This window comes from Acidimicrobiales bacterium (genome assembly GCA_035536915.1).
Classification (GTDB): Bacteria; Actinomycetota; Acidimicrobiia; order Acidimicrobiales; family JAHWLA01; genus JAHWLA01.
Genome location: DATLNE010000010.1, coordinates 127030 through 148430 on the forward strand (window position 1 = coordinate 127030; position 21401 = coordinate 148430).

At 71.3% G+C, this 21401-nt stretch carries 23 protein-coding genes and 1 other RNA gene; 11 read left to right on the forward strand and 13 right to left on the reverse strand.

Annotation, left to right across the window (positions count from 1 at the left end; all coding sequences use genetic code 11):
* Positions 1-14: 14 nt before the first annotated feature.
* Together VM938_03315 and VM938_03320 are read right to left on the reverse strand one after the other, a co-directional pair.
* A complete protein-coding gene (locus VM938_03315; protein HVF74054.1) occupies positions 15-995 on the reverse strand; it encodes a hypothetical protein in 981 nt (326 codons plus the stop codon).
* Positions 979-1536, reverse strand: coding sequence for a sigma-70 family RNA polymerase sigma factor (locus VM938_03320; GenBank protein HVF74055.1), 558 nt, complete (start codon positions 1534-1536; stop codon positions 979-981). The genes VM938_03315 and VM938_03320 overlap by 17 nt, the downstream gene beginning before the upstream one ends.
* 133 nt (positions 1537-1669) lie before the next feature.
* Here VM938_03320 and VM938_03325 point away from each other — a divergent pair, with 133 nt between their 5' ends.
* Entirely contained in the window at positions 1670-3190 is a 1521-nt protein-coding gene (locus VM938_03325) for a M28 family metallopeptidase (protein ID HVF74056.1), read from the forward strand.
* 29 nt (positions 3191-3219) lie between these two features.
* Here VM938_03325 and VM938_03330 read toward each other — a convergent pair whose 3' ends face one another.
* On the reverse strand, positions 3220-4266 hold the full coding sequence (locus tag VM938_03330) for an adenylate/guanylate cyclase domain-containing protein (protein ID HVF74057.1): 1047 nt from the start codon (positions 4264-4266) through the stop codon (positions 3220-3222).
* A 79-nt stretch (positions 4267-4345) separates the two neighbouring features.
* Here VM938_03330 and VM938_03335 point away from each other — a divergent pair, with 79 nt between their 5' ends.
* On the forward strand, positions 4346-4687 hold the full coding sequence (locus tag VM938_03335) for a plastocyanin/azurin family copper-binding protein (protein HVF74058.1): 342 nt from the start codon (positions 4346-4348) through the stop codon (positions 4685-4687).
* A gap of 9 nt (positions 4688-4696) precedes the next feature.
* Here VM938_03335 and VM938_03340 read toward each other — a convergent pair whose 3' ends face one another.
* A complete protein-coding gene (locus VM938_03340) occupies positions 4697-5098 on the reverse strand; it encodes an Hsp20/alpha crystallin family protein (protein HVF74059.1) in 402 nt (133 codons plus the stop codon).
* A gap of 63 nt (positions 5099-5161) precedes the next feature.
* Here VM938_03340 and VM938_03345 point away from each other — a divergent pair, with 63 nt between their 5' ends.
* From VM938_03345 to VM938_03360, 4 genes are read left to right on the forward strand one after another with little or no spacing between them, the layout of a single operon-like run.
* A complete protein-coding gene (locus tag VM938_03345) occupies positions 5162-7285 on the forward strand; it encodes a PBP1A family penicillin-binding protein (protein HVF74060.1) in 2124 nt (707 codons plus the stop codon).
* A complete protein-coding gene (locus VM938_03350) occupies positions 7285-7998 on the forward strand; it encodes a C4-type zinc ribbon domain-containing protein (GenBank protein HVF74061.1) in 714 nt (237 codons plus the stop codon). The genes VM938_03345 and VM938_03350 overlap by 1 nt, the downstream gene beginning before the upstream one ends.
* A gap of 58 nt (positions 7999-8056) precedes the next feature.
* The gene (locus VM938_03355) at positions 8057-8536 is read left to right on the forward strand and encodes a metal-dependent hydrolase (protein HVF74062.1); all 480 of its coding nucleotides are present in this window, start codon (positions 8057-8059) and stop codon (positions 8534-8536) included.
* Positions 8530-9105, forward strand: coding sequence for a histidine phosphatase family protein (locus VM938_03360; protein HVF74063.1), 576 nt, complete (start codon positions 8530-8532; stop codon positions 9103-9105). The genes VM938_03355 and VM938_03360 overlap by 7 nt, the downstream gene beginning before the upstream one ends.
* On the opposite strand, the gene VM938_03365 is transcribed toward VM938_03360, so the two are convergent.
* The gene (locus VM938_03365; protein HVF74064.1) at positions 9102-9593 is read right to left on the reverse strand and encodes a glutathione peroxidase; all 492 of its coding nucleotides are present in this window, start codon (positions 9591-9593) and stop codon (positions 9102-9104) included. The genes VM938_03360 and VM938_03365 overlap by 4 nt on opposite strands.
* Positions 9594-9712: 119 nt before the next feature.
* Here VM938_03365 and VM938_03370 point away from each other — a divergent pair, with 119 nt between their 5' ends.
* A complete protein-coding gene (locus VM938_03370) occupies positions 9713-9988 on the forward strand; it encodes a GNAT family N-acetyltransferase (GenBank protein HVF74065.1) in 276 nt (91 codons plus the stop codon).
* On the opposite strand, the gene VM938_03375 is transcribed toward VM938_03370, so the two are convergent.
* Both VM938_03375 and VM938_03380 read right to left on the reverse strand, forming a co-directional pair.
* A complete protein-coding gene (locus tag VM938_03375) occupies positions 9977-11287 on the reverse strand; it encodes a carotenoid oxygenase family protein (GenBank protein ID HVF74066.1) in 1311 nt (436 codons plus the stop codon). The two genes, VM938_03370 and VM938_03375, sit on opposite strands and share 12 nt — an antisense overlap.
* Positions 11284-11697, reverse strand: a complete 414-nt coding sequence (locus tag VM938_03380; protein HVF74067.1) for a hypothetical protein — start codon at positions 11695-11697, stop codon at positions 11284-11286. The genes VM938_03375 and VM938_03380 overlap by 4 nt, the downstream gene beginning before the upstream one ends.
* Positions 11698-11792: 95 nt before the next feature.
* Here VM938_03380 and VM938_03385 point away from each other — a divergent pair, with 95 nt between their 5' ends.
* A complete protein-coding gene (locus tag VM938_03385) occupies positions 11793-12383 on the forward strand; it encodes a TetR/AcrR family transcriptional regulator (GenBank protein HVF74068.1) in 591 nt (196 codons plus the stop codon).
* Positions 12384-12400: 17 nt separating this feature from the next.
* Here VM938_03385 and rnpB read toward each other — a convergent pair.
* From rnpB to VM938_03400, 3 genes are all read right to left on the reverse strand, one after another.
* Positions 12401-12764, reverse strand: an RNA gene (rnpB, locus tag VM938_03390) — RNase P RNA component class A.
* 26 nt (positions 12765-12790) lie between these two features.
* Positions 12791-15826, reverse strand: coding sequence for an AAA family ATPase (locus VM938_03395; GenBank protein HVF74069.1), 3036 nt, complete (start codon positions 15824-15826; stop codon positions 12791-12793).
* Positions 15823-16977: an exonuclease SbcCD subunit D gene (locus tag VM938_03400; protein ID HVF74070.1), complete on the reverse strand. Its 1155-nt coding sequence runs from the start codon at positions 16975-16977 to the stop codon at positions 15823-15825. The genes VM938_03395 and VM938_03400 overlap by 4 nt, the downstream gene beginning before the upstream one ends.
* Positions 16978-17054: 77 nt before the next feature.
* On the opposite strand from VM938_03400, the gene VM938_03405 reads away from it, so the two are divergent.
* A complete protein-coding gene (locus VM938_03405; protein ID HVF74071.1) occupies positions 17055-17516 on the forward strand; it encodes a hypothetical protein in 462 nt (153 codons plus the stop codon).
* 65 nt (positions 17517-17581) lie between these two features.
* Here the strand turns inward: VM938_03405 and VM938_03410 are convergent, their stop codons facing one another.
* On the reverse strand, positions 17582-17746 hold the full coding sequence (locus VM938_03410) for a CsbD family protein (protein HVF74072.1): 165 nt from the start codon (positions 17744-17746) through the stop codon (positions 17582-17584).
* Positions 17747-17767: 21 nt separating this feature from the next.
* Positions 17768-18514 carry a VOC family protein gene (locus tag VM938_03415; GenBank protein ID HVF74073.1) on the reverse strand — a complete coding sequence of 249 codons (747 nt, stop codon included), beginning with the start codon at positions 18512-18514 and terminating at the stop codon, positions 17768-17770.
* A 28-nt stretch (positions 18515-18542) separates the two neighbouring features.
* Between VM938_03415 and VM938_03420 the strand changes: the two genes are divergently transcribed.
* Together VM938_03420 and VM938_03425 are read left to right on the forward strand one after the other, a co-directional pair.
* A complete protein-coding gene (locus tag VM938_03420) occupies positions 18543-18923 on the forward strand; it encodes a VOC family protein (protein ID HVF74074.1) in 381 nt (126 codons plus the stop codon).
* Complete coding sequence (locus tag VM938_03425) at positions 18920-20332, forward strand: amidase (protein HVF74075.1); 1413 nt, start codon at positions 18920-18922, stop codon at positions 20330-20332. The genes VM938_03420 and VM938_03425 overlap by 4 nt, the downstream gene beginning before the upstream one ends.
* Before the next feature lie 15 nt (positions 20333-20347).
* Here VM938_03425 and VM938_03430 read toward each other — a convergent pair whose 3' ends face one another.
* Entirely contained in the window at positions 20348-21361 is a 1014-nt protein-coding gene (locus tag VM938_03430) for a glycosyltransferase family 4 protein (protein HVF74076.1), read from the reverse strand.
* Between the last annotated feature and the right edge of the window lie 40 nt (positions 21362-21401).

Consider the following 21401-nt stretch of genomic DNA (forward strand, 5'->3'; position numbering starts at 1 on the left):
CCTCGCTGCGAGGCTCAGCCCTGCCCGGCCACGTCGACCGCACCCTTGGGCGCCGTGATGGTGATGGCGGCACCGATGTCGGTGAAACGCAGGGAGTAGGTCGACCGCACCTCTTTGGTGACCGCGCCCGGCCAGTCGGCGGGGACCGGGCCCATCTTCACCCTCGACTTGCCGTCGGCGTCGCGCACGACGACGGTGGGCGGGGGCTCGGTGCTGGTTGTCGACAGTTGCACGGTGCCGATGTCGAGCCTGCGCACCACGTCGTCGGCACCCACCCACACCTCCAACGAACGCACCTCTTTGGGGTCCATCGGGCCCATGCTCAGGTTCAGCGTCGGCAACTGGTCGACGCGGGTGGCCCGCAGGTGGCGAAGCTCGACGCCGTCGACCGTCTCCGTGCCGACCACCTCGAAGCCTGCGCCTGCGTGCAGGGCGCCGAGCAAGGTGCGGGGATCGGCGCTGAACAGGTCGCGGCCCTGCGTGCCGGTGGCGTTGGTGTCGCGCACCCAGCGGCCCGCGTCGTACAGGTAGAACTGGCCGTCGACGGTGCGGTTGCGGGCTTCGAAGCCCGGGCCGCGGCCGTCAGGTGCGAATGTCAGCACCATCTCCACGTCGTCGCCTGCGAACGACACCGTTCCTGTCAGCCGTTGTTCGGCCATGGTGCCCTGCGCCATGTGGAAGTCGACGAGCGCCCGTCCCGACGAGGTGAGCGCCGCGCTCGACGTCGACGCGATGCGGGCGATGTCGGCGGCCACCGGCGGCGGCCCCGACACCTTCACGCCGTCCTTGCCCACGTCGAGCTGGCCCGCCAGCACGGCACCTGCCAGCACGGCGGCTGCGGCGGCGACGGCGAGGGGCCTGCGCCGCCGGTATCGCGGCGTGGCCACGATGGCGTCGAGCACGGCGGGGTCGGGGGCACAGCGCTCGGCTGAGACAGCCGGGCGTTCGGACCGCAGCGCCTGGAGCATGTCGTCTTCGTCAACGGTGGGGAACATCGGTCTCCTCCTCGAACAGGATCGGTCGACGACTCTCTGTTGCCTCCGGCGGTTCCGTTACCTCGCCGAGCGCGGCAGCCAGCCGGGTGCGGGCGCGGTGGATGCGCACCCGTGCCGCGCCCGGGCTACACCCGAGCACGGCGGCGATCTGGGTGGGCGTGAGGTCGTCCCACGCCACCAGGCGCAGCAACTCCTGGTCGTCGTCGCCCAACGTCTCCAGGGCAGCGCGCACGCGGCCGGGCGGCTCGGGCGGCGGCGCTGCGGCGGGGGGCGGCGCCAGGCGCTGGAGCAGGGCAAGGCGCCGCCGTCCCGAGCGCAAACCGTTGCGCCACACGTTGCGGGCCACGACGAACAGCCACGGCAACGGATCGTCGAGCGGCACGTGGTCGAGCCGGCGCCAGGCGATCGTCAGCACCTCGGCCACCAAGTCGTCGGCGTCGGCCCCTGTGAGCCCGCGGTGGCGGGCGTATCGCTGCAACGCCGGGTACGCCTCGACGAACAACGCGCGGAAGCGGGCTTCGGCCTTCACTGCTCGCATCATGTTCGCAACGACCCGAGCGTTACCGGGCAACTGGGGCTACCGTTTGTTTGCCCCCGTTGAAGCGAGGGCTGGGGATTGCGAAAAGGGGAGGGACGAGATGCGCGTTCGCACTCGACATCGTGGCCCGGTGGCCATGTCGCTGGTGGCAACCGCGGCATTGGTCGCCACGTCGATCGGCGTGCCGGCGGAGGCGGCACCCAGCAACAACAACTCGGAGAAGCTGCGCGCCGCCGTGACCCTGGAAGGGGTGCGGCGCCACCAGGCTGCGATGCAAACGGCGGCCGACCTGGCGGGCGGCAACCGCTTCGCCGGCCTCGAGGGCCACCAGCGGTCGGTCGACTACGTGGTGGAGCAGTTGCGAGCCGCGGGCTACCAGCCGCAGCTCCATACGTTCACATACGACGCCTTCTTCGAGGTGACGCCCACGCGGCTCACCCAAGTCAGCCCGACGCCGAGCACCTACGTGAACGGCAACGACTTCCGCATCATGTCGTACTCCGGCTCCGGCGACGTCACCGCGCCGCTGGCTGCGCCCAGCGGCAGCCCGACGGCGTGCGCGTCGGCCGACTTCGCGGGCTTCCCGGCCGGGTCGATCGCCTTGGTCTCGCGGGGCACATGCACCTTCCGCACAAAGACCGACAACGCCATCGCCGCCGGTGCTACCGCCGTGCTGATCGCCAACAACATCCCGGGCGTGTTGAACGGGACCCTGGGCGCCACCGGCCTGTCGGCCATCCCCTCGTTGGGGCTGACGCAGGCGCTGGGCCAGTCGCTGCGAGCCCAGATGTCGACGGGTTCGGTTGTCATGCACGTTGTGTCCAACACCCGGTCGCAGCCGCTCGACACCATGAACGTGCTGGCCGAGACGGCGCTCGGCGATCCCGACAACGTCGTCATGGTCGGTGCCCACCTCGACTCGGTGAGCGCCGGGCCCGGCATCAACGACAACGGCTCGGGATCGGCGGCCATCCTCGAGACGGCCATCCAGATGGCCAAGGCCGAGACACACAACAAGGTGCGCTTCGCCTGGTGGTCGGCTGAGGAATCCGGGCTCGTCGGCGCCACCCGGTACGTCACCAGCCTGGCGGAGTCGGAGCTGTCGAAGATCGCCCTCTACCTCAACTTCGACATGATCGGCTCGCCCAACTTCGTGCGCTTCGTCTACGACGGCGACAACTCGGGAGGCTTCGCCGACGGCGCCGTCGGGCCTGCGGGCTCGGCTGCCATCGAGCAGGCCTTCGTCGAGTACTTCGCCTCGCAAGGCCTGGCGTCCGACCCGACGCCGTTCAACGGGCGCTCCGACTACGGGCCGTTCATCGCCCGGGGCGTCCCCGCGGGCGGCCTCTTCACCGGAGCCGAGGGCATCAAGACGGCGGCGCAGGCTGCGGTCTACGGCGGCACGGCAGGCGTCGCCTTCGACCCCTGCTACCACGCCGCGTGCGACACCTTCGCCAACAACAGCGACACCGGGCTCCACCAGATGTCCGACGCCGTGGCCCACGCCGTCATCACCTTCGCCCAGAACACCTCGTCGGTGAACGGCAAGGAAGGCAAGGGCAACTTCAAGCCGCGGCCGTCGGGCGCCACCGGCGGTTCCGGCACCGAGGGCGGCGGCGGCGGCCTCCACGACGAGCACCACGACGAGGAGATGTAGCGACGTTTGTCGATGCGGTGCGCCGGCCTTTACCGTCGGCGCACCGCATAGGCCACGGCGGGGGCGTCGAAGCCTTTGAGGGGCTGGGGCGCCAACGGCTCGAAGGTGATGCCTTCCGCACCTACGGCCTTGAGCGCTTCATCGGCCAGCACCAGGCCCTCGGGGGCGACGGCTACCAACCGGGCGGCGAGGTTGACGACGTCGCCGAACAGGTCGCCCTGCAACGCCACCGCCTCGCCCATCGCCAGCCCGCCCCGCAGCGGTGGAAGGCCGGCGCCCGCCGCCGCCTCCACCACGTCCAAGGCGATGCCGCACGCGTCGGCCGCGTTGTCGGCGGCGAACATGGCGGCGTCGCCCAGCAGCTTCACCACCCGGCCCCGGTGCCCGGCACTTGCCTCGGTGACCACATCTTCGAAGGTGCTGATGAGCCGGCCCAGCGCGCTCGGCCCCAAGGTGCGGGCGAGCGCCGTGTAGCCCACCAAGTCAATGAACCCGACAGCCACGTGGCGGCGGGTGGCGGTGCTCTCCCGGTCCGACGACCAGTTGCCTGCCGCCACCACCACTAGGTGGCGGCGCAGGACGGCGCCCATGGCGTCGAGGAACGGCGGCAGGACGTCGCGTGCCAAGCGCACGTAGTCGGCCACCACGTCGGGGTAGGCGGCGCCGGCCGCCAGTTGCGGCGCCTCGAAGCGAGCGCGGAAGGAGTCGACCATGGCCTGGGCCAGCCGTGCCGTCGACGAGCCCAGCACCCGGGCCAAGGCGAGGGTGCCGTCTTCGCCCAACAGCTCGCGGCCGACGGTGCCCACCAACGCCAACGCCTCGCCCGCGTCAGCGGGGACGGGCGTGGTGCCGTCCACGTCGGCGAAGCCCAACGCCCGCCAGTACCGCGTGGCCAGTTCCAGCGGCACGCCGTGGCGCGCCGTCGACTCCGCCATTGGAAGGGTGGGGCCGTCGCCGCGCAAGGCGAGGTCGAGGGCGAGGGGGCCGAGCGTGCCTGCGTCGCGGGCGGCCTCCACCTCGTCGGAGGTGGCGCCCAGCGATTCCAACAGCGCTACCAGCCGCCCCCACTCGTCCATGGCCCCACGGTAAACCGCGCGGTGCTCAGGAGGTGGGCTCTGCGCTGTACCTGCCGGCGACCTCTGCTAAGACACCGCCATGACCCGACGTGCCCTCTTGCTGCTTGCCCTGCTGGTCGGCGCCTGCGGAGGCGGCGACGACGACGCAGCCGACGCTCCGACCACCACGTCGCCCATCGGTGTGGTGAGCGTGCAGAACAGCTCGTTCGCCCCGCCGTCGGTGTCGGTCAAGGTGGGCCAGAAGGTCACCTGGACGTTCCGCGACTCGTTTTCACACACCGCCACGGCCGACGACGGCTCCTTCGACAGCGGGCGAAAGTCGGCCGACGCCACCTACGAGCACACCTTTGCTACGGCGGGCACCTTCACCTACAAGTGCACCGTCCACCCGTCGATGACCGGCACGGTCGGCGTCTCCTGAGCGTCAGGGTCAGTGTGAGGCCGGTGTCAGCACCAGCGGCCCGTCGCCCGCCGTCTTGCCCCGGCCGATGCTGACGGCCAACTGGCCGTTGCCGAAGCTGGCCTTGGCGTCGGCGCCGTAGCCGTCGGGCACCTCGACCACCCGCTCGAACGGCCCGTAGTGCCACTCGTGCACCAGGTAGTCCTTGGGCGCCGCCGACCGCATGGAGGCGGCGATGGTGACCTGGCCCGGCTCGACGGTGACCGACACGTCGTCAGGCATCACGCCGGGCAGCGGCGCCACGATCACCACGGCACTGTCGGTCTCGTAGACGTTGACCGGGACGCGCTGCGTCTCGCCTCCAGGTTCGCCGGAAGTGCCGTCGCGGCGGGCTTGGCGGTCGTCCATTCGTTCCTCGATGGTCTTCGGCATCGAAGCTGACCTACCCGAGTGATGAGCCAGGCATTCCCTGCCACCCGGATATCGTGGAATGCAGTGCGGGCCTTGCTTCGCTTTTTCGTCGTTTGTTTCGTCGCCGGTGCGGGCCTCGCTTTGGGGCTCCTCCTCCTCGTGCCCGAGATCCGGGGCATCGCCGCGGCCGCCGACGTAGGCCGGGGCGAAGGCCTGTTGCAACTCTCCGAGCTGTCCGAGCGTTCGGTCGTCTACGACGTGCACGGCAACGTCATGTCGGTGTTCCACGCCGAGGAGAACCGCTCGCCCGTGCCGCTCGACCGGGTGCCCGACCACGTCGTGAACGCCATCCTCGACGTGGAGGACGACCGCTTCTGGGCCCACGGCGGCGTCGACCTGCGCTCCACCATGCGGGCGCTGGTCACCAACGTGCAGTCGGGGGAGGTGCGCCAAGGCGGCTCCACCATCACCCAGCAGCTGGTCAAGAACGCCTTGCTGACGCCGGAGAAGAGCGTCGACCGCAAGGTGCGCGAGGCGGTGCTGGCGGTGCGGCTGGAGGACGAGCTGTCGAAAGAGGAGATCCTCGAGCGCTACCTCAACACCGTCTACTTCGGCAACGGCGCCTACGGGGTGCAGGCGGCGGCCGAGAAGTACTGGGCCAAGGACGTGGAGCAGCTGACGCCCGCCGATGCTGCGCTGTTGGCCGGCACCATCCGCAACCCGGTGGGCTACGACCCGGTGCGCTACCCCGAGCAGGCCAAGGCCCGCCGGTCGCTGGCCCTCGATCGCATGGTGGCCAACGGGCACCTCGATGCCACAGAGGCAGCCGAGCTGCGGGAGGCGCCGCTGCCCGCCAAGCTCCAGGTGCCGCCGCCCCCGCCCAACGACTACTTCGTCGAGGAGGTCAAGCAGCGGCTGCTCGACGACCCCCGCCTGGGCGAGACGGCCCAGGAGCGCAACAACGCCGTCTTCCGAGGCGGCCTGCACATCCACACCACCTTCGACCCGGCCAAGCAGGAGGCCGCCCAGGAGGCGGTGAAGCGACGCCTGCCCAACACCAGGGGCCGGTTCACCGCCGCGCTGGCGTCGGTGGAGCCGGGCACCGGCGCGGTGCGCGGCATCGTGGCGGGCGACGACTTCAACAAGGAGAGCTACAACCTGGCCACCCAGGGCAAGCGCCAGCCCGGGTCGTCGTTCAAGATCTTCGTGCTGCTGGCCGCCTTCGAAGCGGGCTACGGCCCCAACGACATCATCGACGGCACCGGCCCGTGCACGATCAAGCTGCCCGGCTTCGCGCCGTACACACCGGGCAACTACGAAGGCTCGGCGGGCTCGGTGTCGTCGCTCACCGAGGCGACGGCCAAGTCGCTCAACTGCGCGTACGCCCGCCTCGGGGCCCACATCGGGCTGCAGAAGGTGGTCGACATGACCGAGAAGCTCGGCATCCCCAAGGGGCGCATCGAGGCGCTGCCGTCGATGACCCTCGGCTCCGAGGAAGCCACGCCGCTGGAGATGGCCGCCGCCTTCGCCGCCATCGCCAACGACGGCGTCTACCACACGCCCCGGTTCGTGGAGAAGCTGACCGACCGCACGGGCAAGGTCGTGTTCGAGGGGCCCGACAAGGGCAGGCGGGCCTTCTCCGTGCAGGTGGCGCGCATGGCGGCCCAGAGCATGCGGGCGGTGGTCGAGCGGGGCACCGGCACCAGGGCGCGGCTGCCCGGCCGCCAGGCGGCGGGCAAGACCGGCACCTCGCAGAACCACGAGAACGCCTGGTTCGTCGGCTTCACGCCGCAGCTGTCCACGGCGGTGTGGATGGGCAACCCCGACGGCAACGTCGCCATGAACGGCGTCTCGCCCTGCGGCAGCGTGACGGGCGGCTGCATTCCTTCGATGATCTGGAACGCCTATATGAGCGCCGTGCTCGAGGGCCAGCCCTCCGTGCCTTTCGCGCCGCCTGATCCCCGCCAGATCCCCCGCAGCAGGACGATCCGGGATCGTTTCTCCTCGCGGAGCGGCTCCACCTCGACCACGCGCCCGACGGCCAGGACCGTGCCGCCGGTGGGGCCGACGGTGCCGGAGCCGGGCCCCGAACCGGAGCCGGAGCCCACGACGACCACCTCGCCGCCGACGACGAAGCCGCCCAAGCCCACGACCACGACGGAGCCGCCGCCGCCGACGACCGCGCCCCCCGAAGGGGGCGGCGGCTAGTGGGCGCCCTGGAGACGCTGCTGGCCGTCCAGGAGCACGACACGGTGATCGACCAGCTCGTGCACCGGCGCGCCCACATGGCCGAGCGGGCCGAACTGGCGACCGTGGAGGGGCAGATCGCCGCGGTCGAGCAACGACGGGCCGCCGCCCAGGCGCGACGCGACGACGTGGCCGCCCGCCAGGCCCGGCTGGAGCAGGAGATCGCCTCGGTCGAGGCGCGCATCACCGACATCGAAAAGCGCATGTACTCGGGCTCGGTGAGCGCGTCTCGGGAGTTGCAGGCCATGTCGGCCGAGGTCGACTCGCTCAAGGCCCGGCGCTCGTCGTTGGAGGACGACGTGTTGGCCGCCATGGAAGAGGCCGAGCCCGTCGACGAGGAGGTGGCGTCGCTGTTGGCCGAGCGCTCCGGCTTCGACGCCGAGGCAGAACGGCTGTCGGTCCTCATCGCCGAGGCCGAAGTCGCCATCGACGTCGAGTTGGAGGGGGAGCGGGCCACTCGTGCGGAGTTGGCGTCGGGCGTGCCCGACGACCTGTTGTCCACCTACGAGAAGCTGCGGGGCAAGCTCGGCGGCGTCGGCGCGGCGCGCCTGGTCGGCCCGTCGTGCACAGGTTGCCACCTGACCCTGCCGGCGACCGAGCTCGACCGCATCCGCCGGGCCCCCGCCGACACCGTTGTCTTCTGCGACCAGTGCGGCCGCATCCTCGTCCACTGAAGTTGCGTAGGAATCGCGCCGTTTTCCGCGCCGTTCCGTACGCAACTTCGCAGGCCTGATGCTGCTCTGGTTCGCCGGGCTGTCGTTCGCCCTGGTGTGGCAGGTGTTCCGAGACCATGCCATCGACTACCGGCTGGTGATGCTGGGAGCGGTGCTGCCTGACGTGGTCGACGTGTGGTTCGGCGGCGCACGGGTGCTGCACTCGCTGACGTTCAGCGCGGCGTTGTTGGTGGTGGTCATGCTGGCCACCCGGGGACGGCGGGCGGCGCGGCGTCGGTTGTTGGCCGTGCCCATCGGCACCTTCCTGCACCTGGTGCTCGACGGCATGTGGGCGCGCACCACGGTCTTCTGGTGGCCGTTCCTCGGCTCGTCGTTCGAGGGGGCGGGGCTGCCGTCGGCCGACCGGGGAGTGGCGCTGGTGGTCGTGCAAGAGGTGGTCGGCCTCGTGGTGCTGTGGTGGTGCGTCGGTCGGTGGGAGCTCTACGAGCCCGAGCGGCGACGGGAGTTCCTGCGCACGGGACGGTTGACGCCGTGCTGATCCTCGTGCGCCATGGCCAGACGCTGAACAACGCCGAAGGCCGCTTGCTGGGCCGGGCCGACCCGCCGCTCACCGAGCTGGGGCGGCGCCAGGCGGCCACGTTGGCCGCTGCCGTGGGGCCCGTCGACCGGGTGATCAGCAGCCCGCTGGGACGAGCGCGGGAGACCGCCGCGGTGTTCGGTGCTGCCGTCGAGGTCGACGAACGTTGGGTGGAGATCGACTACGGCGACTACGACGGCCGGCCGCTGGCCGACGTGCCCGCCGAGTTGTGGCACCGATGGCGCACCGACGCCTCGTTCACGCCGCCCAACGGTGAGTCGCTGGCCGCCGTGGGCGTGCGCGTGCGCGAGGCGTGCGAGGCACTGGCCGCCGAGGCGGCCGAGCGCACGGTTGTGGTGGTGAGCCACGTGTCGCCCATCAAGGCGGCGGTGGCGTGGGCCCTCGGCGTGGGCGACGAAGTGGCGTGGCGGTTGTTCCTCGACGTGGCCTCGGTGTCACGGGTGGGCATCGGCGCCGGCGGGCCCGTGCTGCGCACCTACAACGACACCACCCACCTGCCCAGTAACTAGGCGTTGGGCAGGTTGGCCTCGACGGCGCTGACGACCTCGGGGGCCTCGGGCTCGGTCAGGGGGCGGAAGCGGGCGACGACCTCGCCGTCGGGGGAGAGGAGGAACTTCTCGAAGTTCCAGGTGACGTCGTCGGCCTTGCCCTCGGCGTCGGGCACGGTTGTCAGCTCGTCGTAGAGCGGGTGCCGGTTCTCGCCGTTGACCTCGACCTTCTCGAACATGGGGAACGTCACGCCGTAGGTCGTCGAGCAGAACGTCTCGATCTCCTCGGGGCTGCCGGGCTCCTGTTCGCCGAACTGGTTGCAGGGGAAGCCGAGGACGCTGAAGCCTTTGTCGGCGTAGGTCTCGTGCAGCCGTTCGAGGCCGGTGTACTGCGGGGTGAGCCCGCACTTGGAGGCCACGTTGACGAGGAGGAGGGCCTTGCCCTTGTGCTCGGCCAGCGAGGTGGGCTCGCCGTGCAGGGTCTTGAGCGGGATGTCGTAGAGGGACATGGACCGAGTCTGCCCGCTTTCGCTGCGGCATGCGGGCGCTGCTCGATGGGTACCCCTCAGGGCATGCGACACGTTCTCCATGTGACGCCGAACGCCAACGCCCGCGACGTGCAGGGCTGATGGCCGTCCGCAACAACGTCGAGCGCAGCCGGTACGAGCTCTACGTCGACGACGACCTCGTGGGCATCGCCGACTACCGCATCGACGGCGACCTGGTCGTCTTCCCGCACACCGAGGTGCGGCACGACATGCAGGGTCGTGGCTTCGGTGCGCAACTGGTGCAGGCCGCTCTCGACGACGTGCGCACAGAGGGTCGCCGGGTGGTGCCCCGCTGTTGGTACGTGGCCGAGTTCGTCGAGAACCATCCCGAGTACACCGACCTGTTAGCTGCCTGACCAGGCGCCGTGGAAGCCGTAGGGCACGCGGCGGGGGATGCGCACCTCGGCCACCGGCGGTCCCTCGACGTCTTGGGCGTCGAGAACACTGAGCGTGGTGGCGCCGTCGTGTACGAAGCCCAGTAGCCAGCCGCCGTCTTCGTCTGCCGCTCGGTCGGGATCGGGCACGAAGAGGAACTCGCCTGGATGGCGGCCCGTCCCGAAATCGTGGACGTGGCGCGCTCCGGCGACGAAGTCGTGCTTGACGACCCGGGTGTCGTCGTAGGGCCGTTCGCCCGCCGAGCCGATGGTGTAGCCGAAGCGGTGGCGGCGCCCCAGCACGCGGGCGTCGACCCGGCAGAACTCCTGGGGCGTGTCGTCGACGACGTCGGAGCCGACCTTGCCTGCGGTGCGGTCGACCACCCAGCGCTCCAACCGCAGGTCAGCGCCGAGCGGCGAGGGCGTGGTGAACACGCTCGGCATGCGGGGCACGTCGACCACCACCGATCCGTCGGCCTCGTCGTAGGCGTTGAGCGGGTGGAAGCAGTAACAGAGGTCGGTGTCGTACCACTCGATCGGCCCGCTGCCGTCGCGAGGGAGGAGGCCGATGCGGGCGCCGTTGTCGGGCTTCCAGGCGAAGGGGAAGCCGGTGATGGCCAGCGCTTCGAGGTCGAACACCGCGGGCTGGTCGAAGAACACGACGAAGCGTTCGGTGATGGCGAAGTCGTGCATCGACACGGGCGCCGGCAGCTCGATCGGCTCGCTCACCGTCACCCGGCCCGCGGGGTCGATCATGTGGTAGAGCAGGTACGGCTGGTCCCACCAGTAGGCGAACCCGTGCAGGTCGCCGGTCACCGGGTCGACCTTGGGGTGGGCGGTGAGGCCGTGAGGCAGGGTGCCGTCGACGGCCCACCGGGCCGTGGTGTCGAGGTCGTCGGTGAGCACGTAGGGGTAGCAGCCCTCGGTGAGCGACAGCAGACGACCGGCGAAGGGCACGACGTTGGTGTTGGAGATGTCGTAGAGCGGCTGTGCCGGTCCCGGGCGGCGCGGTTCGCCGAGGGTGTCGGCCACCGGGTCGGTGCGTACCCAGCGATTGCGGTACCACTCGGCCCGTCCGCCGCGCAGGCGCACGCCGTGCACCATGCCGGTGCCTGTGAACCAGTGGTAGGGCTCGGGCGGCGCGCCCAGCGGGTTGGGGCCGGTGCGGACGTAGAGCCCGTCGAGGGCGGCCGGCAGCACGCCCTCGACGGGCAGCGCCGAGACGCCGGCCTCGTCGGGGACGGGAGCGAAGTTGTCGAGCAGGAAGGGGCTTGCCGTCACAGCGCTCCGATCGCCGCGGCGACGAACGCCGCTTGGATGACGCTGCGGGTGCGCAGCGGGGTGGGCGGGCGGCCACCGATGCCCACGTTGGCGCGGACCGCGTGCACGTTGGCCGGGAACATGGCCACCAGCAGTACCACGAGAGCGGCGGCGGCGACGGGTGCGCTGCGCTCGAACAGCAGCCCGGCGGCAATGGCCAGTTCGGCCACGCCGGTGATGGTGACCAACAGGTCGGGGCGAGGAAGGCGCGGCGGCACCATGGCGATGAGGTCGCGGCGCCGACTGCCGAAGTGGGCACTGGCGGTGAGGGCCAGCATGGCGGCGAGCCCGTAGCGGACGGCCGTCGGCCACTCGGCGCCTGCCAGCAGCCCGATGCCGGTGACAGTGGCGAGCACGTACAGCGGGATCATCGTTCTTCCACCTCCAGTTGTATCTGACCACTGGATAGATACCGTGGTCCAGGCTATTTGACCAGTGGTCAAATGTCACTACTACGCTGCGAGGCGTGCCGTACCACCACGGGAACGTGCGATCCAAGGTGCTCACCGCCGCCGTCGAAGCCATCACCGAACGGGGGGCGACCGGGGTGAGCTTTCGCGACCTGGCCCGCCGCGTGGGGGTGACCCACGGTGCCGTCTCCCACCACTTCGGCGACAAGACCGGCCTGTTCACGGCGCTGGCGGCGGGCGGGTTCGACCTGCTGCGAGGGGAGCTCGAACTGGCGTGGAGCACATCCGGGCGGTTCGAGAAGGTGGGGATCGCCTACGTGCGCTTCGCCACCCGCTGGCCGGCCCATTTCGAGGTGATGTTCCGGCCCGAGCTGCACCACGTCGACGACCCTGCGTTGGTCGAGGCCAAGGCGGGCGCCGGGCGGGTGCTGTTCGAGTCGGCCCAGCAGGTGCTCGATGCGGCGGATGGCGACCAGCTCCGGGCCGGCATCGCGGCATGGGCGTATGTGCACGGCATCGCCATCCTGTGGCGCGACGGCAACCTCCCGCCGCCGTGGGAGCGCGACCCCGTGGGGCTGGCCATGGACATCGTGCCGTTTCTCTTCCAGGCGTCGGCGCAGACGCCACCCCCGCACGACAAGGGCTGAGCGGTGTGGTGCTGGTGACGGTGAGTCGGCCTGTAGGCGGGGTTCTGTCCTCTCGGCCCTGACGGACCGGGAGGGGTGGCCATCCATCTGTGCGGCCTACCTGGGGACATCGGGCGGACCACCCGTCCCACGTTCGGCCTTGCTCCGGGTGGGGTTTACCGAGCCGCCCCGGTTACCCGGGACGCTGGTGCGCTCTTACCGCACCGTTTCACCCTTGCCTGTGCCGGTTGCCCGGCCATCGGCGGTCTGTTCTCTGTGGCACTGTCCTGCGGGTCGCCCCGACCGGCCGCTAACCGGCACCCTGCCCTGTGGAGCCCCGACCTTCCTCGACACCGTCGACGCCCGAAAGCGCCTCGGTGCCGCGACCACCCGGCCGACTCACCGTCGAAGCCATTCTCGCGCAGGGTTCAGGCAGCGGCGATCGAACCCAGGCGCACCGTCGAGCCGTCGGCCGCTTTGATGACCTCGATGCCCGCGGGGATGCGGCCGTGCAGGGCGGCCACGTGGCTGATGATGCCGACCAACCGACCACCCGCCCGCAGGCGCTCCAACTCGGCGATGGCCTGGTCGAGGGCGTCGGCGTCGAGGGTGCCGAACCCCTCGTCGACGAACAGGGCGTCGATGTGCACGCCGCCGCTGTGCTGCTGCACCACGTCGACCACGGCCAGCGCCAAGGCCAGCGACGCCTGGAACGTCTCGCCGCCCGACAGGGTGCGCACGTCGCGCTCCATGCCCGTCCAGGCGTCGGCCACCACGATCGACAGGCCGGACGCACCGCCGCCCTTCACCCGCTCGTCGCTGTGGCGAAGCGTGTAGCGGCCCTCGCTCATCGACTGGAAGCGGATGCTCGCCGCCGCCGTGATCTCCTCCATGCGAGCGGCCAGCACGTAGCGCTCGAGCGACATCTTGCGCTCGTTGCCGGTGCCGTTGCACACATCGGCCAGTCGCCGCACCCGACGCGCTTCGGCCTCCAGCGGCGCCAGTGCTGCCGCCGCCTGGCGATGGCGGTCGACCAGGCGACGAAGCTCGGCGGCGGCGGCCGCCACCTGGGTGTGCCGAGCCACGGCGACGTCGAGCGCCTCGGCCGCCGCAGCCACCCGAGCCGCCGCCTCGCCCAGGTCGAGCTCCGGCTCGTCGTGGTCGCTGTGCCCGGCGTCGATGTCGGCGTCGGCTTCGGCCAGCACCGCTTCGGCCGCCACCCGAGCCTGCTTCCACGCCGTCACCTCGGCGGCCATCGCCTGGCGTTCGTCGGCCGGGAGCATGGCGGCCTCCGCCGCCGACACGGAGGCGAACCCGAGCGCTTGTGCCTGGCCCGACAGGTGCAGCGCCGCGGTCTCCTGCTTGACCAGTGACGTGGCTTCCTCGGCCACGGCCACGGTGAGCTCGTCGAGGCTCTGCAGCAACAACTCGGCCATGCGCACCACGAGGTCGGGGTCGAGGTCGGGGCCGAGCTCGGCCGCCACCTCCCCCTCGGCCACGTCGGCCTCGGCGGTGAGGGCCTCGGCGGTGGCCGCTCGCGTGGCGGCTTGGAGGCGGCTCCGCTCGGCGGCGTCCTTCGCCGAGTGCAACTCCTCGGTGAGCGTGGCCAGGCGAGACTCGGCGCCTGCGTGGGCCTCGGCCAGCGCCTCGGCCTCGGCCACCCGGGCCGCCAGTTGGGCGGCGATCTCGGCCGCTCCCGCAGGGTCGCCCGCAGCGGCGCCGGCCCGTGCTCGCAGTTCGGCGGCGCGCTCCTTCAACTGGTCGAGGCGTTCGGCCAGTGTGTCGGCCTGTTCCTTGGCGAAGCCGGTCTCTTCTGCGATGCGTTCGAGGCCAGCTTCGGTGACCAGTGCGGAGGGAGCGGCGGCGGGGCGGGGATGCTCCGCCGAGCCGCACACCGCACACGGCTCGCCGGGCACGAGGCGACTGGCCAGCTCGCCCGCCATGTCGGTCAGGCGTTGCTCCAAGAGCCGCAGGTGCTTCTGCGTCCATTCGACCGCGGTGCTGTTGGCTTCCAGCGCCAGCGGGGCGACGTGCGCGAGCTCCCGCTCCACCTCGGGCAACAGTCGGGCCGCCTCGGCTTCGGTCGCCCGTCGTGCCGCCTCGGTGCGCAAGGCGTCGAGCGACTTGCGGGCCACTGCGGCATCGTCGACCTGGCGTCGCGACGCGTCGGCTTGGGCCGCCAAGGCGGCGGCCTCGGCGTCGGCGCGGCTGGCCTGCCGGGCCGCGAGGTCGGCGGCGGCCCGTTCTCGTGCTGCCGACTCGCGTGCCTTGGCCGCCGCGCTGCGTCGTTCGGCCAGCCCCTGAAGCGCGGGCACTGCTGCATGCAACCGATCGGTCACCTCGGCCACGTCGCCCGAGAGCAGGCCCGGCCCCAACGGCCACGAGCAAACCTCGGCGCCGATGTCGGCCAACGGCGCGGGCACGGCAGCAGCCAGTTCGGCCAGCGGGTGTTGGAGCAGGAGGCGGCGGTCGAGCGCGTCTTCGTAGGCGGACTCGGCACCGCGCAGCATGGTGAACAGGTGGCGCATGGGTTCGGCCCGCTCGGCGCCGGCCAGCCGCGACGACAACGCCTCCATCTCGTCGGCTGCGGCCACGCACGCGGCCAGCTCTGCTTCGGCTCGGGCCCGGCGCGCTCGTCGCTCCGCCACCTGCTCGGCGCGTCGGTGCACGGCATGCGCCCGGTCGGCGGCGTCGGCGGCTGCCGCCCGCCGCACGGCGGCGTCGGCTTCGGTCACCGACGCTCGCACGATGAGCGCCTCGAGGTCGGCGTCGGCTACGTCGTCGTCGGGTGCCACCTCGGCCCACCGTTCCGAGGCCTGGCGGCGTAACGCGCCCACTTGGTCGCGCCGAGCGGCCACGTCGCCTTCCAGGCGCTTGGCCCGCTCGACCAGGGCGATAGTCACGTCGCCGAAGCGCCCGGTGCGGAACAGGGTGGACAGCAGCTCGCCCCGTTCCTTGGGATTGGCCCGCAACGCCCGCTGGAACTCGCCCTGGGGCAGCACCACGACTTGCTGGAACTGGGCCGCAGTCAGCCCCAAGAGGTCGTTGACGAGCAGGCCGACCTCTTCGACGCCGTCGGCCACCGGCACCCATTCGTCGCCTCGGCGCCGCGACGCGGTGGCCTTGGGCTTCTGCAGCGTGGTGCCCGTGCCCCGGCGCTTGGGACGTTCGTGCGGTGGCGTGCGGGTCACCCGCCAGTCGTCACCCCGCAATGAGAACTCCAGGCTGACGCTCGTCTCCGTCGGCGCTCGTGCCGCGTGGTCGCTGCGCAGGTCGTCGGTGGTGCGCACGCCCGGCACCGAGCCGTAGAGGGCGAAGCACATGGCGTCGAGCAGCGAGGTCTTGCCTGCCCCCGTCTCGCCGTGGATGAGGAACAGCCCCGCCTCGGCCAGCCGGTCGAAGTCGACCTCCACCCGGGTGGCGAAGGGCCCGAACGCCGTGGCCTGCAGCCGCCGCGGCCTCATGGCCCGACCTCCGGTCGGGTGGCGTCGAGGGCGGCCACCAAGTCGGCGCGTTCCTCGGCGCCGGGGGGCTCGCCGGTGACGTGTTCGACGAAGTCGACGGTGAGGTCGAAGTCGGACTTGCCCTGGATGCGTTCGGTGTAGCCCGTGGTGGCGCCCACCTGCGTGGGTGGTCGATGGACGAGCGTCAACGCATGGGGGAAGCGGGCACGAAGCCGAGCCATGGCCTCGGGTGGGAGGACGGCGTCGGTGAGCACGGCATGCACCCAGCACGGCTCGGCGTCGGTGTACGCGGCCGACGCGAGCAGGTCGTCGAGGCGGCCTTCCACTACGGCCAGGCGTCGAGGGACGGGGAGGTCGACGCCCTCGACCTCGGCGCGCCCGTCGACGTCGAGCGACACCAGCCAGGCGCCCTTGACGTGCGTCCGTTCCGAGAACGAATAGGCCAACGGGGAGCCGGAGTAACGCACTCGTCCGTCGCCCAGCACCTGGCGCCCGTGCAAGTGGCCGAGGGCGGCGTAGTCGAAGCCGGTGAAGCAGTCGAGGCCCACTTCGGCCGTGCCCCCCACCGACAAGGGCCGCTCGCTGTCGCACTCGCGCCCGCCCGCCACGAAGGCGTGCACGACGGCGACAGAACGAACGTGGCCTCGGCCCGCCAAGTCGAGGCGGGCGCGGTCGAGGGCGGTGCGCAGCAAGCCGTCGTGCGTGCGCACGTCGGTGGCCCCCAACCGGTGCCGGGCTACTTCCGGTTCGAGGTACGGGATGGGGTAGACGGCGAGCGGCGGGCCGTCGTCGCTCGCCTCGACGAGCACCGGCGTGCCGATGGTCGACAGGTCGCCTCGGATGCTGACGCCGCCCGCGGCCAGCACCGGCTCGGCGAAGCCCACCCGCACCGAGGAGTCGTGGTTGCCGGCGATGCCCACCACTCGTGCGCCTGCCCCCCGCAGCTCGCACAACGCGTACGACAGCGCCTCCACCGCCTCGCCCGCCGGTAGCTGTCGGTCGTAGATGTCGCCCGCCACCACGACGACGTCGACGGCCTCGGCCCGCACCACCTCGACGAGGGCGTCGACGGCTGCCACCTGGTGCTCGAGCAGGGGCGCGCTGTGGAACGTGCGCCCCAGGTGCCAGTCGGAGGTGTGCAGCAACTTCACACGACCGGAGGGTAACCAGAGGGTGTGACAGTGACGCGGACCCCCAGGTCATGGGACTATTCGCGGCCATGGAGCCGGTGAGGGCAAACGAGCTCGTCCGGCTCCATCAGGGGCTGGTGGTCCTGGCGGGAAGCCTGTTGGCGGCCTCCGCGCTCGGCGTCGTCTCTGCGTTCGCCGAGCTCGGCCGTTTCACCGATGGCGGGCTGTCGGCGCCCGGACGAGTGGTGTGGTTCGGCCGCTTCGTCTCCGGCTCGGTGGCTTGGCTCGTGCTCTGTCCCGTGCTCGTCGGGGTGCCGCGCCTGCTCGGGCTCCCGGAAGCGGCCCGGGAACGCCGCTGGGCAACCGGCATCCTGTGGGGCGCAACGGCATTGGGTGCGGCGTTCGCGGTGGCCGAGCTGATCGGCTACGCCTTGTCGTTCCTGCCCGACAGCACTGTGTCGCCCACCCAGGGCGCAGGCATGGTGGGCCTCGGCCTGATCGCCGCGGCCACGGCGGCGTTCGCTTACAGCGCCGTGGCGAAACAGCCCCCGGACGCGTGAAAGGCGACCCGGGGGACCGGGTCGCCTTTCAATCGACGCCGCTGGGGGGAGAGCGGCGTCAGTTCTCAGTCGCGGTTGATGGTGTCCTTCACCTTGTCGGCCACGTCGCCCACCTTGTCCTTGACGGTCCCGGTGGCTTGGTCGACCTTGCCTTCGCGCTCGAGGTCTTTGTTGTCAGTCAGGTCGCCTGCGGCTTCCTTGACTCGGCCCTTCATGTCGTCGATTCCCATGCCGCGTTCGTACCCGGGAGGTCAACTCGGAAACATCACCAAGCGGGTGCCCAGGTTGTCGTCGGGCTCCACCGTGCGGGCCTCCCCCTCGAGCCACGGGCAGGTGAAGGCGACGTGGTGGACCCGTCCGTGGCGCTCGCCGACCCACGCCGTCTCGCTGGTGACGAGACGGACGCGGATGGGCGTCGCCCACCGCAGTTCGACCCACCCGTCGCCGCGGTCGACCTCCTCGCCGCCGAGCAGGGTGGCGAACAACGCCAGCCCGTCGTCGAGGTCGGCCACTGCGTGCACGACACGGTCCAGGGTGGCCGCGGCGTCGTGGGCGGCCGGCGGGAAGCCGAGCGGCGGCGCGCTCGACCAGTCGCCCGCCGACTCCGCCAGTTGCACGACGACGCCGGGCGCTTCCTTGGGGTGCAGGAACGCCTCCTTCCAGTCGGGGTCGTCGAGGTTCACGTTGACCGGCCGGTAGCCCGACCGCTCGGCCTCGTCGAGGGCGGCGGCGATGTCGGGCACCTTGAAGGTGAGGTGGTGGGGGCCGAGGCCGTTGCGGTCGATGAACCGGCGCAGGAAGTCGTTCTGCTCGACGGCGTGCGGGCGGATGATCTCGAGCTTGCCGCCGTTGGCGAATCGCAACTGGTGGGCGGCAAAGCCGGGCGCCTCCCCGCCGGAGACCCACCGCCCCCCGAGCTCGTGGGCGTAGCGGGGCCAGGCGTCCTCCCAGCGCTCGGCGGCGACGGCTACGTGGTCGAGTGTGGCGCCGGTGATCATGCGACGATGCTTGCCTAAGGTTGCGTGTGTGCTGCAAATTTCGGGTTTCGACCACCTGGTGCTGCGGGTCGCCGACGTCGAGCGTTCGCTTGCGTGGTACTGCGACGAGTTGGGGTTGGCGCCGGAGCGGGTCGACGAATGGCGGCGCGGCGAGGTGCCGTTCCCCTCGGTGCGCATCGACGACACGACGGTCGTCGACTTGCTGGCGGGGGAGCGCGACGGGCGCAACATGGACCACCTGTGCCTGGTGGTGGCGCCCACCGACATGGAGGCGTTGAAGGCGTCGGGCCGCTTCACCGTGGTCGACGGGCCTGCCCCCCGGTGGGGCGCCCGCGGGGTGGCCACGTCGCTCTACGTGCTCGACCCCGACGGCAACGTCGTGGAGCTGCGGCACTACGGGGTCGAATGACGGACTTCCGCCGCCAGAGCGTGGCCGCGTGGGCCGACGACGTGCGCAGCGGACGGGTGTCGTCGCGGGAGCTGGTGCAGCACGCGCTCGACCGCATCGAGGCGCTCGACGAACAGGTCAACGCCTTCACCGCCGTCGATGCCGATGCCGCCATGGCCGCGGCCGGTGCGATCGACGAGCGGGTGGCGCGGGGCGAAGACGTGGGCGAGCTGGCGGGCATCCCGTTGGCGGTGAAGGACTTGGAGGACGCCGCGGGGTTCGTGACGTCGAAGGGTTCGGCTGCTTTTGCCGACGGTCCGGCGGCGGTTGCCGACTCCGTGTTGGTGGCGCGCTTGAAGGCGGCGGGCTGTGTCGTGGTGGGCAAGACGAACACGCCCGAGTTGGGCTGGAAGGCCGACACCACCAACAGCGTGTTCGGCGCCACCCGCAACCCGTTCTCGTTGTCGCGTTCGCCCGGTGGATCGTCGGGCGGCAGTGCGGCGGCGTTGGCCGCGGGCATGGTGCCGTTGGCGACGGGGTCCGACGGCGGCGGCAGCATCCGCATCCCCGCCGCGCTGTGCGGCATGCCCGGCTACAAGCCGTCGTTGGGCCGGGTGCCGACGGGCGGCGAGCGGGCGCCCGACTGGCACCACCTGTCGACGCGGGGCGTGATGGCGCGGCGGCTGTCCGACACCGTCCTGGCCCTCGACGCGGTGATCGGGCCCGACCCGTGCGACCTGCGTTCGCTGCCCATGCCGGAGCCCGCGTGGTCGGCCGCGCTGGAGGCGGCCCACGTCCCCATGAAGGTGGCGTGGTCGCCGACGCTGGGTTACGCCACCGTCGACGACGAGGTGCGGCGGGTCTGCGAGTCGGCGGTGGGGGTGCTGTCGTCGCTGGGCGCCGATGTCGTCGAGGTGGGCTCGGTGTTCCCCGACGACCCGGTGTGGCCGTGGCTGCAACTCACGTCGACCTACAACCTGCGCACGTTGGCGGCGTACGAGGGCACCGACGCGTGGGAGCGCATCGACCCCGGGCTGGTGCGGACGTTGGAGTTGGCGACGGGGTTGTCGGCCGTCGACCTCGTGCGGGCCGAGGACGTGTGCCACGAGTTGAACGTGCGGTTGGTGCGGCTGTTCCACGAGGTGCGGGTGCTGGTGACGCCGGTGGTGGCGGGGCAGACGCCGGTGAGCGGCGGGTTCGGCAGGGTCAACGGGGCGGACGAGGCGAACTGGGTGCGGTTCACCTATCCGTTCAACCTGACGCGGTCGCCGGCGGGGACGGTGTGCGCCGGGTACACGGCCGACGGCATGCCGGTGGGGCTGCAGTTGGTCGGTCCCCAGCACGGCGACTTGGTGGTACTGCGGACCATGGCGGCACTGGAGACGGCGCTGGGGCTCGATCCTGTGCCTGCGGCGTTCCCGTTGTCGTAGCGGCTCGCGGTCGCGTCAGCCGAGGAGCTGTTCGAAGAGGGCGAGGTGCTCGGCCACCATGCGCTCGGTGGAGAAGTAGCCCTCCACGGCGGCTCGACAGGCCTGGCGGTCGAGGGTGTGGGCGCGGGTGATGGCTTCGGCCATGTCGGTTTCGCCGTGGCAGAGGAAGCCGGTCTTGCCGTGTTCGACGACTTCGGGGGCGGCGCCCTCGGGGAAGGCGAGCACGGGCGTGCCGCAGGCCATGGCTTCGATCATCACCATGCCGAAGGGCTCGTTCCAGCGGATGGGGAAGAGGAGGGCGGTGGCGCCCGCCAGGAGGGCGAGTTTGTCCTCGTGGGGGATCTCGCCGAGGTAGACGAGGTCGTCGTTGAGGTAGGGCTGGACGAAGCGCTCGAAGTACTCCCGCTCGGCGGGCTCGCGCATCTTGGCGGCCATGACGAGCTTGGCGCCTGCTTTGTAGGCAGCCTCCATGGCGCGGTGGGCGCCCTTGTCGGGCGACATGCGGCCGAGGAAGACGAAGTAGCCGCCGTCGCCGTTGCCCATCGGGAAGTCGGCGGGGTCGACGCCGTGGTGGATGACCTTGGCGACGGGCAGGTGGGGCGCGGGGCGGCGCTGGGCGTGGGAGATGGCGATGAGGGGGACCGTGGGGGCGATGCGTTCGTAGACCGGGCCGAGCTCGCCGTCGAGGGCGCCGTGCACGGTGGTGACGACGTTGAGGTCGCCGTGGCGGTGGAGGAGTTGCGGGCCGAGCACGGTGTGGTCGTGGACGATGTCGTAGCCCTGGACGGCGTCGTAGGCGGCATGGACGTGGATGAGCTCGGGCGTGGCGTTGCCGATGCGGTGGCCCTCGCTCTTGGCCAGGACGTGGGCTTTGGGGACGGGGCAGGTGGAGTCGCCGGTGGTGAAGAGGAGGACCTCGTGGCCCGCGGCTTGGAAGCCGGTGGCGAGGTGGTCGACGACGAGCTCGGTGCCGCCGTAGAGGGTGGGTGGGACGGGCGTCCACGGCGGTGCGATGAGTGCGATCCGCATGGGTGTAAGTCAACCACCGCGGGTCGGGTGCGGGTCGGCG